Raw genomic sequence first — 14212 nt, 5'->3', positions numbered from 1 at the left:
TGAATAATCCTTCTATACGAGGGAAATGAACGAAATCACGACGGCAACTTTCTTCAATACGGCTGCTTGGCGAGCTTGCGGATTGCGGCCGGCCCGGGTTGGCGCAGGTCCCACACGACGCCCAGCTTGCCGAGTGTCCACAGCACCCACGCGCTGAGATCCGGCTCGTACCACTTCACCGAGTGGCGATATGAAGCCGGGAACGCGTGATGGTTGTTCTGCAGGCCTTCGCCGAACGTGAGCACGGCGACCGTCCAGTTGTTTGCGCTGTTGTCGTCTGTCCTGAACGGCCGTCCACCGAACATGTGGCACACCGAACCCACGCACCAGGCGGCCTGGTTGGCCAGGAAAATCCGCGCGAAACCGCCGAACAACAGACCGTTCCACGCGCCGTGCCAGGAGCCGGCAATGGCGCCGCCGATCCCCGCTGGCAGCACGAGACCGAGCACGATCCACCAGACATAGGTACGGTGATAGAAAAACAGACGGCGATCGCGCAACACGTCGGGGGCGAAGAACGTCCAGCCCGATACGTCCGCGGCCAGCATCCACGGCATGTGCGCATACCAGAGGCCGCGCAGCTTGGCGAACAGCCCCTCTCCGACCAGGTTCGGTGAATGCGGATCGCCTTGCTGGTCGCTGTACAGATGATGACGGCGATGCGTCGTCACCCAGAACATGATCGGCCCTTGGGCGGCCATCGACCCGCAGATCAGCAGCAGTCCCTCGAACCATTTCGAGGTCCGGAACGTCTTGTGCGCGAGATACCGATGGAAGCCCATCGTGATCCCGCCCATGTGCAGAAAATAGAACGCCCCGAACAGCACCAGATCGGTGACGGTGAAGTCTCCCAGCACGAGTTGGCGTGCCGCCAGCGCAAAGCCGGCGAGCGGCACCAGCATCACGGCCAGGGCGGTATAGCGCTTGACGCGCGCACCACTGCCCTTTAGCGGCAAAACACCGGGGATCTCACCGTCGGCGGCCGACAGCCCGCCGGCGGCAGTCACGCCGGGTGCAACCTGAATCGACGAATTCATAGGATTCTCCAAACGCTAACAGGATTACGGCGAAGTTGAGGGGGCCGCCGCGCGGCGCTTCGGGGCGTAGCGCACCTCCGTGACGAGCCCCAGCGCGTCGAGCAGGCGGATGATCCAGGCGGAGGGATCGAGTTGCCAGAACGTGTGATCGTTGTTGGCGAAGGCCGGCTGCGCGTGATGGTTGTTGTGCCACGCGCCGCCCACCGAAACGATCGCGAGCAGGCCCAGATTGCGACTGTGGTCGCGCGTCGCGTGCGGACGGGTGCCGATGGTGTGGCACAGAGAATTGACGGCCCATGTCGATTGATCGAGCAGGAAGATTCGTGCGAGACCGCCCCACAGGAAGCCACCGACGGCCCCGAACAAGGCCTGCCCCGCGGGCGCGAGCAGCGCACCCGCGAGCGCGGGTATTGCGAGGCCGAGCACCACCCACCACGCGTATCGAAGATTGAGATTGACGATCAGGCGGTCGCGCAGCAGGTCCGCGGCATACGCGCTCCAGTTCTCGCGCCGCACGGTGAACAGCCAGCCCACGTGACCGTGCCAAAGGCCCGCGAGCCGGCTCGGCTTGCCGTGCCGGTTCGCGCGCGGGCGCGGCGAATGCGGATCGCCGTCCTGATCGGTGAACGCGTGATGCATCCGGTGCGTGGCGGCCCAGAACAGGATCGGCCCTTGGGCAGCCATGCTGCCGAGTACGCCAAGCATCACGGTGACGATCGGCCGCCCCTTGAACGAGCGGTGCGAAAAATATCGGTGCATGCCGGTTTCGACGCCGATCGCGGTCGAGAAATACATCACCGCCAGCAGCACGAAGTCTGTTGTGCGAACGCCGAATATCCACGTGTAGGCGATCGCCAGCGCGAAACCGAGCGCGGGAATGCCCACGGTCAGATAAGCAAGCCGGCGTGCGCGCACGTCGGTATCGGCTTCCGCGACAGGCGTGGCTGCCGGCGTACGCGAAGCCAAGGAATCCGCTTCAGCCATGACTGGCTCCGAAGAAAGAAAGCGACGATGGAATTTGGAAATGAAGTGCTGGCGGGCGGCTCACGTGCGTGCCTCGAGCGCGCTCAGGCAACCTTGCTGGAACGCCTGCTTGCACGCTTGCCGGCGCACCTTGCCGCTGGTCGTAAGCGGAATCGAGCCGGTCGGGCCCAGGTGCACCACCGCCGGCGACACCCCGTGGTCTCGCGTGACCGCCAACGTGATCGCCGCGCGCACCTCGCGCATTTGCTCGGGATTCAGCCGGCGCGAGCGCTTGAGTTCCGCGACGATGACGAGCGACTCCGCTGGACCGCCGTCGATCGAAAACGCCACCACGCCGTTCGTGCGAATCGCGTCGTGCGCCGATTGCACCGATCCCTCGATGTCGTTCGGATAGAGATTGCGCCCGGCGACGATCACGATGTCCTTGATCCGCCCGGTCACGAACAGCTCGCCGTCGTTCAGAAAGCCGAGGTCGCCCGTGCGGAGGTAGCGCACGGGTTCGCCCTCGCCGTCTCCGTCACTGAGCGACGCCGCGAAAACGTCGGAGCTGTCGTCGCGGTTCAGATAGCCCGCGGCGACGTTCGGGCCACTGAACCAGATTTCACCGATGGCCCGGTCCGGCAGTACGCGCTTCGTCTCAGGATCGACGATCAGCAGCCGATGCCCGGCTGCCACGGGTCCGCACCCGACCAGCGTGGTACGCCCGCGCACATCGGATTCCGACGCGTGTAGCTCGCACCGGCCATGAGCAAGTGCATCCTTGTCGACATCGATCAGGGTGATCGGCGAACGCCCCACCTTGCCGGATACATAGAGCGTCGCCTCGGCCATCCCGTAGCAGGGCACCACGGCGCGACGCTCGAAGCCATACCGGCCAAAGCGCGCGAAGAAACGTTCGAGCGTCGCGTGGCTCACCGGCTCCGCGCCGCAAAATACGTGCTGCAGCGAGCCGAGATCGAGCGTGTCTGCCTCTTCGTCGCTGATGTTGTCGACGCACAGATCGAACGCGAAATTCGGCGCGACGCTGGTGGTCACGCGGTAATCGCTGATTGCCTTGAGCCAGCGATACGGCCGCTGGACGAAATGCTGCGGCGACAGGATCACGAGCGGAAAGCCGCTGAACACCGCGAGCAGCAGCGCGCCCATCAGTCCCATGTCGTGATACGGCGGCAGCCACGTGCACCCGACACGGTCGCGATCCGGGCCGATCCGTTCGGCGATCACCGCGCAGTTGCTGACGAGGTTCTCGTGCGTGACGACTACGCCCTTGGGCTCGCCCGTCGATCCGGACGTGTACTGAAGCAGCGCCGGCCGGTCCAGGTCGACACCCCGCACCGCGTCCCGCATGCCATATGCCGACGCTTCGATTTCGTGGAAGGCACTTTCGTCGAGCGTCAGCAATGCAGGCGCGTCACGCTGACCACCGTAGAGCGCGTCGAGCTGTGGCTGCAGTGAGCGATGAAGCTTGCCGGCTATGACCACGTCCGGGTGAGCATCGCGACAAATCGACGCGAAGCGGGCCACCGCGCGCGCGCCGGCCGGCGGAAACGAAGGTACTGCGGTGGCGCCCGCCAGCAGGATGCCGAACAGCGCCGCGACGTAACCCAGACCGGGTTCGAGCAGCAGCAATACGCGCCGCTCGTGCAGCGGGTGCTGCAGAACCATGTCCCGCACATGGACGGCAGCGGCGGCGAACTGCCCGTACGACCAGTTCACGACATCGTCCTCGCCGTCGCGAAGAAAATGAAATGCGATCCGCTCCGGCGTTTGCTCGGCGCGCGCTCGAAGAATGTCGAGCAGGGACGAGCGCTCCGCCATCTCGGCGGAGGGGGGAATACTACCGGTCATCATGAGGCCCTCGGATAATCGATGTTGTTGTTGTAAAAGCTTCGTGCGCGAACCCGTGCCCGACGACACGCTTGCATCAGCGCGCGGCCGCGGATGCAAGCGCTCGAGGTCGGGTATCGACCGGCGCGCACAGGATCGCGGTAGCCAGGCCAAGCGCGATCTGCAGATAACAGAGGGTGCGGAATTCGGCGAGGCGCGCTATCGCATTGCCGGTGATGGCAACCGTCAGCGCGACGCCGAAAACGGATCCCACCTGGCGTATCGCCTGGTTGACCGCCGAGCCCACGCCAAATCGCGCCGGCGGCAGATGCGCGACGGCCGCCGCCGACAGCGAAGGCATGACCATGCCGACCCCCAGCCCGGTGAGGAGCGCACCCGGCAGCCACGCATGCACATAATCCGGATTGACCCCGGGCACCAGCGCAAACCAGATGCTCGCCGCAGTGGAGATCAGGCTGCCCGTCACCAGCAGAATCCGGTGCCCCGCGCGCGCCGCGAACCGTCCGCACACGATCGCCGTGGGAACGACCAGCAGCGGCCCGGGGCTGCCGGCCAGTCCCGCACGCGTCAGCGAATACGACCAGACACCCGTGGTGAACAGGAACGTCTGAAAAAACATCATCGCAAAGCCGATCGCGAAGCACAGCGAAGCAAGATTGATGAAGCAGTAAGTCCGATCCCGAAACAGCGAGAGATCGATTGCCGGCGTACGTACCCGGCGAGCCCATGCAACGAATGCCGCCAGCATGCCCATCCCGCCTGCGATTGCGAATGTCACTTCCGGCGAAGTCCAGCCGACCGCCTCGGACCGCACCAGGCCGACCGCGATGGCGCCGACGCCAAGAATCAGCAGGACCCCCCCCACCAGATCGAGCGGTGCACCGCGCTCGGGATCACGCGACTCGTCGAGAATGCGCCATCCCTGCCATAGCGCGATTGCGCCGAGCGGCAGGTTGAGAAAGAAGGCCCAGGGCCAGCCGAAGCGATCCACCAAGAACGATCCGAGGCTCGGCCCCAATGCCCCGGCTACGCCGCTGACTGCGCCCCACAAGCTCACGGCCACTGACCGTTTGCCGACCGGGAACGCCGCCAGCAGGATCGACAGCGATGCAGGCAACAACAGCGCCGCCCCCGCTCCTTGCACCGCGCGCATTGCCCAGAGCATCTCGACATGGGTGGCAACGCCACAGCCGAAAGATCCTCCCAGGAACATGGCGAGTCCGAGCAGGAACGTGCGCTTGCGGCCGCGCAAGTCGGCAAGGCGGCCCGCGGGCACGAGCAACGCGGCGAAGACGAGCGTGTACGCGTTCAGAACCCACGACAGGCCGGCAGAGTCGGCATCGGGAAACGCCCGTCGCAAAGCGGGAAATGCCGCATAGAGCACCGTCACGTCGATCGAGACGAGAAACACCGCCACGCTGGCGATCCAGAATACCGGCCACGGCGAAATCGAGCTCGGCTGCGCCTGCGCGGCGGACACGCTGGGTCCGTTCATGGACTTACACCTCGCCAAGCTGAACGGGCGTCACACCGTGACGCGATTCGGATTCGGATTCGAAATACGACGGATCGAGAAACGGGAGCGTTCGCGCCTGCATCCGCGCCTGAAACAGCGCAACGACCGGCCACGGGCGCATCGCCATTGCCATGCCCTTGACCGTCCGGGCATCTTCCCAGTAGATGACGTTCGCCACTTCCAGCGGCAACCCGCCAACCTCGCCTGTCCAGAGGCTCAGCGTCGTCGCGTTTTCCGACAGACGCGGCCCGCTCGCTCGGCCACCGTAGACCGCCATCGAATGGCCGCAAACGCGCTCGACGTCATCACGGCCGCGAATCGGTTTGCAGGCAACCGGGCTGGTCAGAAACATCTCGTCGATGATGGGGAACGGCAACTTGGCGTCCAGCACTTCGTCAGCAGGTATCGGCGGCAACGCGGTATCGATTCCCGGGGGCAGCACCCACGCGTCCGGGTCGACGAGATCCCGGCTCGCGTCATACAGCGCCCGCCGCACCGGCGCGGGAAACGAGCCAAGGAAGATGTCGACCTGGATGTGCGTGCCGGACCGGCGTGCCACCGTCACGCCGCGAATTTGACGGCCCTGAAAATGGCCGAGCCATTCGCGCCCGCCGATGTCCGCACCGCTCCATGCGTGTTTCGACTCGACTTCGGAAAAGATGCCGGCGGCGGCAGTCGCAAGACGCTCGACGCGGGCGCGACCGACGATCGCTCCGAAGGTCATGGGATGTAGCAAGCTGACCTCGTCCTGCGCCGACGATCCGAGTTCGCGCAGCAACTCGCCGACATAGAGGCTGGACTGTCCCTGGTGATGCATCGTCGCTTCCTTCTCGATCATCGTCGTTTCTTCCTGCGCGTGCGGCACGCGCTCCGTCCCGACGGGCGTCATACGGACGCCCGAATGGATGCGTTCGCACCCATTCGCTCCAATATCCGCCGCGCGGCGAACGCCGGCCGATCGAGCTGGATGTCGATCATCGGTGCCGTGGGGCTCCAGTTCGCCTGCAGGCTCTCCGCAACATCCTTGTCCTCCATCACGGTGGCGAACACTTCCTTCGCGGTGAACTCGGTAAACCGTTCGTTGTCGACGTCGAAATCGCGATGCATGCCCACGAAGACATGCGTCGTGGTATCCGTGGCGGGCGTGAAGATCGTCGTCGTATAGACATGGAAGACCTGGCCGCTCGCATCGTCGCAGGCATGTGCCCTCGTTTCGACCCGTGTGTTGCCGATGGGCCAGTAGAGCACCTCCTGGAAGCGGTCGATGTAGTCGAGCTTCAGGATATGGGTGTAGAGCGGCGGCGTCTTCTCGCGGCGCAAATAGCGGCGCACGCGGACTTCGCCGTCGTTGATCACGATTTCGGGCGGCGTCTCGACGATGTCGAGCGAGCCGAGCGTCTTCGCATGCACGAAGGCGGCGTGCGAGATGTCGAGGATGTTGTCGATGCCGAACAGGTAGCTGCACGCGATCGTGCAATAACTCATCGTCCCGGCAAGCTCGGGCGCCGAACACACCCAGTGGTCGGGGATTGCCGCCTCGTCGGCTTTGTCGGGCTCGCCGGTCCACAGCCAGATGAAGCCGTATTTCTCGACGGCGGGGAACGACCGCACGCGTGCGCCCTTCGGGATCACGCTCTGGCTCGGAATGCCGACGCACGCGCCGGAGCAGTCGTACCTGAGCCCGTGATACCAGCACTGGATTTCGTCGCCAACCACCCGCCCCCGCGACAACGGAACCTGTCGGTGCGGGCACCGATCTTCAAGCGCGACGATCTGATTCGCCTGCGTGCGGTACATGACGATCTTCTGGTTCAGAATCGTCCGACCAAAGGGCTCCCGCTGGACTTCCGCTGAAAGTGCTGCTGCGTACCACGCATTCTGGATAAACATAATTCCTCACTTTGCTACTTGAGCGGCGATATGGCACACCCGACGCGAGCTCGAGTCGCCGTGTGCGTTCGATCTGTCCTACCTGCGCGCGACCGCGACCAGCTGGTCGTCGTCCCGAGCCTCTGCTCCGGCCGCCTCGCGATCAAGACGGCCGTCCGCCATCCGCTCGAGAAATTCGTCCGACGCCGACTGCAAACTGACGCAGGGATACTGGAAGCGGCCGGTCGTGTAACGAAGCGCGCCAAGGAAGGACGGCTCGACCGGCGCACCTGCCGCCTCGAACAGCCCGTGCGACGACAGATACGTGTGAAGCGCGGGCAACCGATAGCACGGGACGGCCGGATACTGGTGGTGTTCAAGGTGGAAGTTGCTGCCGAAGAACAGCGCGGTATAGATCGGCGACGTGTAGCTGCGACTGTCGCGATATCGCCCCGGCACGGTATCCGTGTGTTCGATGTACGCGCGGATGGTGCTGAATACGTACACCCCGATATACGGAATCAGCATGACCGTGAAACCGAGCCACAGCGAGCGATGCCAGATGAATCCGTAGGCTGTTATCGCGCACAGGCTCAGCGCGATGTTGATCCGCGAGATCCAGCGCATTTCGCGCTGGCTGAACGGCAGCCGCGTGTTCTCCGGCCACGGCAAGCCTGCCGCCATGCGCATGGCGTTCCTGGTGTAAATCCTCACGCCCTTGGAACGCGCGAGAAAGAAGCGCGACCAGAAGGTTCTGTACTGCGAATAGATCTGGACATCCGGATCGATGTCCTGTCCGGTGAAGCGATGGTGCTTCCAGTGAGTCATGCTGAAGCCCACGATCAGGAAACCCGGCACCAATGACGAACAGATCAACGCCAGCGCGGCGCTCACGTACTTGTTGCGATGCAGGTTCGTATGCATCCCCTCGTGCCCGACGAAGGTCAGCAAATGCATGCCATGTCCGCCGATCACACCCAGGACGATGGCCATCGCAATACGGACCGGCGCCGACGCCGGAATATCGACGATGGCGAACGCCACCGCGGCCGGAATCAGGAAGAACGCGAGCGCGTGTGCCAGATAGAGAATCGTGGCGACCGAGCTGATCCGATGGAAGTGCCGCGGCAGCTTGAGCCGCGACAATGTGACGTCACTGTCCAACGTGGCTGCGATGGTCATGGCCTCTCTCCTCGATTGATGTGACGCAGTACTGATTATTGGCGAACGGGCCGCGCCGCGACTTGAAATCACGTGGCCGCAACGACCACGCACCGATGTTCCGCACGCTCACACGGATTCCCCGACTGACGCGTCGCGCTCGACGCCGGCCACGGACGATTCAAGTTCGTCCGACCCGGGCGCGCGGGACCGCCGGGCACGTGCCTCTTCTGCAAGACGCACGCGCCGCGCCATCTCGGCGCGAATCGCCTCGCCTCGCCGGGACACGTCGATCAACGGCTGGATCACGCCGGTTTCGCCGCCGGCAATTGCCTCGTCCGCCCACTGCTTGATATCGCTCGGATCGAATACGGCAAACGGCGAGCACTGGCGACTCTGCGAAGCGAGCAAGCGCGCCTGCAGCACCGGGTCGCTCGCAAGCTTGCGGTAAAGGATCCGGCTGAGCGGATTGTTGTGGCCGAGTGCGCCGCGGCCGCGCGAGTATTCGAACAGGTCGATCGAGGTTGCGTCGCGCTGGCGCCAGTAGCACTCCAGCGCATGGTCATCGCCGTCGACGATTGCCTGGGCGAGCGCGCGCGCATCGCGCAGTGCGTCGGTAATCCCGAACCCGGGCGACGGGTCCATGAAGAGGCCCGCATCGCCCACCAGGGCCCAGCCGGGCCCTGCAGCCTGACGGAAGAAAAAGCGCAGCTTCAATGCGCCGAGCAGCTTGCTGGCGGGCGCGTCGGCAATCAGCGGGGCCGTATGGGGGTTGCTCTTCAGCGTCTCCGTGAGCTTCTCGAGCGCGCGGCCTTTCCATTCCGGCAACTCCGTTTTCGGGAACGCCACGCCAATCAGCAGCAGGTCCCGATTGGTCGGAAAGACGAAGACAACATCGTCGCCGAAGGTGCAGTTCATCGCCCCGCCGCGATAGCGCGGATCGGTGTCGAACCAGTCCGGCCGCGGCCAGTACGCCCAATACATGGCACGCGGGCAGTCGTAGCCGTGGTACTCCTCGGCACCGACGAGTTCCGCCATCGTCGAGTGCGCGCCGTCCGCGCCCACCACGACTCGCGCGCGGATCTCTTCACGCACCCCGTCATGTTCCACCACGGCGCCCGTCACCCGTTCGCCGTCGCGCAACAGACCGACCAGCCGGGTCCGCGTGCGGACCTGAGCCCCCGACGCTCGCGCCTCCTCCAGCAACAGTGCATCGAGATCCATGCGACGCGGACAGGAGCAGCGTCCGCCGACGGGATACTCGACGCGGCCGAGTATGTCATCGACCCCATACATCATGCTGGGCACCGGCGGCGCGAAACGGCGCACCTTGTCGCCAAGCGACAGTTCGTCAAGCAGCGCCATGCCGTAGGGCGAAATCCAGTGCGTGGACATTGGCTGGTCGCTCGGCAGATTGCTCGCATCGATTGCCAGAACGCGCTTGCCGGCGCGCGCCAGATGAATCGCGAGCGTGGCGCCCGCGCAGCGGGCGCCAACGATGAGGGTGTCTAACACGGAGAATTTCCTTAGGATGACGACAAGAACCGGAATTGGACGTGACGCGACCTCGCCATCGCCGTCACCAGCGAGTCGATGAAGAATCAGCGGATACTGACGATGCGACGTATTTGCGAAATCGGACGCGTGCGCGCAGCCGGTGCGCGTCGCTCAATGCGTTTCTGCAGCCCGATCCGGCGGGTATCGCTTGAACAGCACCGACGCATTCACGCCACCAAATCCGAAACCGTTGGACAGCGCAATTTCGACGGGAACGTGCCGGGCCGAGGGTCCGATCAGATCGAGTCCGGCGGCAGCCTCGTCGGGGTGCTCGAGATTCAGCGTGCCGGGCATCACGCCATCCCGCAGCGCGAGAATGGAGAACGCCGCTTCGATCGCGCCGGCCGCCCCGAGCAAATGCCCCGTCGCCGACTTGGTCGACGAAATCGCCGGGCCGGCACCCACGCCGAAGACAGTCTTCAGCGCCTCGATTTCTCCGGAATCGCCGACTGGCGTCGATGTCGCATGCGCGTTGACGTAGTCGACCTGCTCCGGGGCGATGTCGCCCATCGCGAGGGCCAGTTTCATCGCGCGCATTGCGCCGGATCCGTCGTCGGGCCCGGCGGTCATGTGGTAGGCGTCCGCCGTGGTTCCGTACCCGATGATCTCCGCGATGGGGCGGGCGCCACGCGCGATGGCATGGTCGAGAGACTCGACGACCAGCATTGCGGCCCCCTCACCCATGACGAATCCGTCCCGATCGCGGTCGAATGGCCGCGAGGCGCGAACCGGCTGATCGCCGAAGCCGGTCGACAGCGCTCGCGCCGCGGCGAATCCGCCCAGACTCACCTTGTCGAATGCCGCTTCTGCGCCGCCGGCCAGCACGACATCGGCCTCGCCGTTCCGGATCAGGCGCAGCGCATCGCCGATTGCCTGCACGCTCGCCGCACAGGCAGTCACGGGACAGCCCAGCGGCCCGCGAAACTGATGCTTGATCGAAATCTGGCCGGCGGCCAGGTTCGACAGAAAGTACGGAATGGTGAATGGCGACAACCGCCGCACGCCGCGCGTCTCGCCGATTCTCACCGCCTCGGCCAGACCCGGGAATCCGCCGATGCCCGACGCCACGACGGTGGCCGTCCGCTCGCGTTGATGTTCCGCTTGCGGCGCCCATCCCGCTTCCGCGAGCGCCTCATCCGCGGCAACCATCGCCATCTGGATGAAACGGTCCATCTTCCTCAGTTCCTTGTTCGGCACCGAGCACTCCGGATCGAAACCACCGTCAGGATCGTCGGCCTTCGCCGGTACGGTCCCGCCGACCTTGGCGGGCAGGTCGCCGACGATATCGTCACCGAGCCGGCGAAGCCCCGAGGATCCGCCGATCAGGCGCTGCCACACCAATTCCTTGCCGCAACCCAGCGGAGACACAATGCCCATACCGGTTACTACCACTCGAAGCGTCATTTCACATTCCTCTCGCGGACCGGGACTTGCCGAGCCACATCATTAAAGCTGTTCATCTTCATGCGCACCTTTGAAACACTGCATGCACGCGCCACTCCGGAAGCGCCCGGGCCCGCCGGATGCGTGGCGGACCGCAGACGTTCACAATGCGCGTCGCGCACTCACACCGCTTGCCCGAACGCATGCGACGCACGCGGAGCGCGCGGCATGTCGAGCGGCACGCCGTACTCCGATCCGTCGAGGTCCAGCGCGGAGCGCGTCTGTTCATCGATCTCGATCCAGAACGGCAGGGTCGGCTTACCTTCGATCATTTGGGGCGGCGCGGCGCGATGCACATTGACACCCATGCGCTTCAGAAGCCGTTCGTTGCCGAGCACGGAAAATGCAATGAGACGGTTCGCGCCATGTGCGTGCGCGACGCGGACGATTTCGGACATGAGCGCGCGCGTGTTTTGCCACGACTCCTCGGCAGTCAACGACTCGCCGCGCGGCATGCTCATCGCGAAGCGGGACAACTCCCAAACATCACGCGCACGGGGGAGAGAAGCGTCGCCCATCAAATCCGAGAAAACCTCACCGAGCAGATAGGGCTCGTCGGTCGGCAGCAATCGACCACAACCGACAATTTCACGGTTGCGATCGAAAGCGACAACGTAAAGAGTGTCAGCATGATCGAAATCGTCAAATTCGATGCCGTTGTCGGTCGGCAATGACCAACCGAGTTCCTGTATGAAGACCTTATGCCGAAACTTCGCAAGTCGATACATCACCTCGCGACTCAAATCAGCGCTTCGCCCCGACAACAAAGTCAGCATCTGAAAGCCCTCTCTCTCATCTCAGAATTGTTAGCGCGATTGAACCCGAAATTGCCGCGACAACATAGCTGCCCGAATGGGCAGGGTGGGCGCTTTGGACGAGACTCATCACGCCGAATGCGCTGAAACAATCCGGCGGGAAAGCGGATTATGGATTTAGCTGGCGACGGCCAGTGGGGCGGTCGAACGAACCATCGCGAGCACGCCTGTCATGAACGGCTCGAAGCGAGCCTCGCGTGGTGCCGCGTCACGGTATGGATAATCGTGCCCGCCATCGAATCATCGCTGAAGCCGATGAGGACGATCGGCGGAAACGGGCGGTTGCGCGGCGCGAAACTTTAATGCCAAAGCATTATTTACTCGCCGAGAAATAATGAAGCGCCTTGAACACGAAATCAGTGATCGGCAAAAATAGCCGATTCAAGTTCGCGTTGGCGCGCTCCCGAGCACAGCCAGTTCTGGATTAACGCCTGGCTGTATCGCGCGCCGTAATCGTCGCCGTCCGTATCGAGAAGCATGACATTGCTGCTGATGTCGTCCGCCCCGACGTTCACATCGGGCCGACCCACTGCCACGTACCATACGCAGCCGATGCTCGCGGCCGGTTGCGTCTCGGTGCAGACCAGTTCGTAGTAGCCGGCATTGACGGCGCTCATCCCCTCACCCCATAAGTCATGTAACAAATCCGGGGCTTGCTGACACATATGCTGACGGAAACGCAGCGCGTAGAACGCCGGCAGGGTCAATCGCACGTATCCATCATTCAGCTTTTTTGGCATGTTCGTTCTCTCAACGTGGCACCTGTTAAAATTGGCACGGCTTGTGAATATCCACTGCGATCACGCACAGGTTATTTACGATTATTACAGACCACCCGGGAAATGCCATTGCATCATCGAGATCACGCACGATCACGAAGCAATTCCAGGATTTTCGAACTTGCGATTTGCGGAATCTGAACTCCGTTCGGTCAAAATATATACATACCCACATGCAAGATCGCGCAATTCAATCGACGGCAACTCCCTACACTATCCCGAAATCGATTCGATAGAAAATTGCATTCGACGTCATGTTTGACGCTTGAAACGTCGAAGCGCAAGACCAGCCCTGAATGACTTTTGAAGGACCGGCCAACGCCCCCGGGAACACGATCCCTTGGGGCAAGATTGACCGCAAAGGTAACGATATGCATGCATGGAAAGAGAAGTATCTGAATGGATACGCCGCGGCAAAATCCGAGGCCGACGTGTTTTTGGAGTTGACGGCGGATGTGCGAGCACTCGGATTCGAGTATTGTTCGTTCGGCCTGCGCATTCCGTTCCCGGTGACCAATCCGCAGTTCATGCTGCAGTCCAATTATCCGGAGCCGTGGGTCAAGCGCTATGTGAGTCAAAACTACTTTGCCGTCGACCCGACCGTCCGACACGGGCTCAGCCAGTTGATGCCAATGATCTGGCGCGCCGACACCCCGACTCAGAGCTTCGAATTCTGGAAGGAAGCGGATCACTTCGGCTTGCGTCACGGCTGGTGCATGCCGTCCGTCAGCCGCACCGGCGCGATTGGACTCGTGACCATGGTGCGATCGAGCGAGCCGATCGACGAGTGCGAGCTCGAGGAAAAGGGATACCAGATGTCATGGCTCGCGAACACAGCAAACTGCGCGATGAGCATGCATCTGCTCGCGCAGCGTGCACCCGAATATGCCGTCGAGTTGACGGCTCGCGAGCGGGAGTCGCTGCAATGGTCTGCTGCGGGGAAAACCTACGTCGAGATCGGCAAGATCATGCATGTCGACGAGCGCACCGTGAAATTTCACCTCGTCAATGCGATGCGCAAGCTGAATGCGACCAACAAGACTGAAGCCGCGGTCAAGGCGACCATTCTGGGACTCCTGTTCTGACGCCCTTCTCTTCATCGGCCGCGCGCCGACTTTTACAACGCAGCGCCATGCTCGCGGGACGGTAACACCGTCAAAACGGCAACCCCGGTTGCCCGGTTCAATGGTCGGCAGCCTCGCA

The 14212-nt window shown here is 63.3% G+C and carries 12 protein-coding genes; 1 reads left to right on the top strand and 11 read right to left on the bottom strand.

All coding sequences use genetic code 11. The features are described from left to right. Positions 1-53: 53 nt before the first annotated feature. The 11 genes from LGM71_RS16775 to LGM71_RS16725 all read right to left on the bottom strand — a co-directional run bounded on the left by LGM71_RS16775 (position 54) and on the right by LGM71_RS16725 (position 12970). Positions 54-1037 (bottom strand): acyl-CoA desaturase, encoded by a 984-nt coding sequence (locus LGM71_RS16775; protein ID WP_226115441.1) that lies wholly within the window; start codon positions 1035-1037, stop codon positions 54-56. Positions 1038-1061: 24 nt separating this feature from the next. Next, on the bottom strand, positions 1062-2021 hold the full coding sequence (locus LGM71_RS16770) for an acyl-CoA desaturase (protein WP_059601101.1): 960 nt from the start codon (positions 2019-2021) through the stop codon (positions 1062-1064). Between the two features lie 60 nt (positions 2022-2081). After that, the gene (locus LGM71_RS16765) at positions 2082-3938 is read right to left on the bottom strand and encodes a fatty acyl-AMP ligase (RefSeq protein ID WP_226115440.1); all 1857 of its coding nucleotides are present in this window, start codon (positions 3936-3938) and stop codon (positions 2082-2084) included. Between the two features lie 7 nt (positions 3939-3945). Then, positions 3946-5364 (bottom strand): MFS transporter, encoded by a 1419-nt coding sequence (locus LGM71_RS16760; RefSeq protein ID WP_226115439.1) that lies wholly within the window; start codon positions 5362-5364, stop codon positions 3946-3948. 4 nt (positions 5365-5368) lie between these two features. Next, positions 5369-6223, bottom strand: coding sequence for a hypothetical protein (locus tag LGM71_RS16755; protein WP_226115438.1), 855 nt, complete (start codon positions 6221-6223; stop codon positions 5369-5371). A 47-nt stretch (positions 6224-6270) separates the two neighbouring features. Next, on the bottom strand, positions 6271-7275 hold the full coding sequence (locus LGM71_RS16750) for an aromatic ring-hydroxylating dioxygenase subunit alpha (protein ID WP_124620689.1): 1005 nt from the start codon (positions 7273-7275) through the stop codon (positions 6271-6273). 78 nt (positions 7276-7353) lie between these two features. Then, positions 7354-8529, bottom strand: a complete 1176-nt coding sequence (locus LGM71_RS16745) for a fatty acid desaturase family protein (RefSeq protein ID WP_226115437.1) — start codon at positions 8527-8529, stop codon at positions 7354-7356. Between the two features lie 15 nt (positions 8530-8544). Beyond that, positions 8545-9930, bottom strand: coding sequence for an NAD(P)/FAD-dependent oxidoreductase (locus tag LGM71_RS16740; protein WP_226115436.1), 1386 nt, complete (start codon positions 9928-9930; stop codon positions 8545-8547). A 153-nt stretch (positions 9931-10083) separates the two neighbouring features. Next, a complete protein-coding gene (fabF, locus tag LGM71_RS16735; protein WP_082728914.1) occupies positions 10084-11376 on the bottom strand; it encodes a beta-ketoacyl-ACP synthase II in 1293 nt (430 codons plus the stop codon). A gap of 161 nt (positions 11377-11537) precedes the next feature. Further along, on the bottom strand, positions 11538-12191 hold the full coding sequence (locus tag LGM71_RS16730) for an acyl-homoserine-lactone synthase (protein WP_226115435.1): 654 nt from the start codon (positions 12189-12191) through the stop codon (positions 11538-11540). 395 nt (positions 12192-12586) lie between these two features. Beyond that, positions 12587-12970: a DUF4902 domain-containing protein gene (locus LGM71_RS16725; protein WP_226115434.1), complete on the bottom strand. Its 384-nt coding sequence runs from the start codon at positions 12968-12970 to the stop codon at positions 12587-12589. 335 nt (positions 12971-13305) lie between these two features. On the opposite strand from LGM71_RS16725, the gene LGM71_RS16720 reads away from it, so the two are divergent. After that, positions 13306-14094, top strand: coding sequence for a LuxR family transcriptional regulator (locus LGM71_RS16720; RefSeq protein ID WP_226115432.1), 789 nt, complete (start codon positions 13306-13308; stop codon positions 14092-14094). The last annotated feature ends 118 nt before the right edge of the window (positions 14095-14212 follow it).

This window comes from Burkholderia sp. AU33545 (assembly GCF_020419685.1).
GTDB classification, from domain to species: Bacteria; Pseudomonadota; Gammaproteobacteria; order Burkholderiales; family Burkholderiaceae; genus Burkholderia; species Burkholderia diffusa.
The sequence above is the reverse complement of the archived record's forward strand: the minus strand, read 5'-3'. Positions and strand labels throughout refer to the sequence as shown.

What these genes read in the sequence shown, in the direction of transcription:
- LGM71_RS16775 (WP_226115441.1), bottom strand. Translation starts at nt 1,037, where the DNA reads ATGAATTCGTCGATTCAGGTTGCACCCGGCGTGACTGCCGCCGGCGGG.
- LGM71_RS16770 (WP_059601101.1), bottom strand. Translation starts at nt 2,021, where the DNA reads ATGGCTGAAGCGGATTCCTTGGCTTCGCGTACGCCGGCAGCCACGCCT.
- LGM71_RS16760 (WP_226115439.1), bottom strand. Translation starts at nt 5,364, where the DNA reads ATGAACGGACCCAGCGTGTCCGCCGCGCAGGCGCAGCCGAGCTCGATT.
- LGM71_RS16755 (WP_226115438.1), bottom strand. Translation starts at nt 6,223, where the DNA reads ATGATCGAGAAGGAAGCGACGATGCATCACCAGGGACAGTCCAGCCTC.
- LGM71_RS16750 (WP_124620689.1), bottom strand. Translation starts at nt 7,275, where the DNA reads ATGTTTATCCAGAATGCGTGGTACGCAGCAGCACTTTCAGCGGAAGTC.
- fabF (WP_082728914.1), bottom strand. Translation starts at nt 11,376, where the DNA reads ATGACGCTTCGAGTGGTAGTAACCGGTATGGGCATTGTGTCTCCGCTG.
- LGM71_RS16730 (WP_226115435.1), bottom strand. Translation starts at nt 12,191, where the DNA reads ATGCTGACTTTGTTGTCGGGGCGAAGCGCTGATTTGAGTCGCGAGGTG.
- LGM71_RS16725 (WP_226115434.1), bottom strand. Translation starts at nt 12,970, where the DNA reads ATGCCAAAAAAGCTGAATGATGGATACGTGCGATTGACCCTGCCGGCG.
- LGM71_RS16720 (WP_226115432.1), top strand. Translation starts at nt 13,306, where the DNA reads ATGACTTTTGAAGGACCGGCCAACGCCCCCGGGAACACGATCCCTTGG.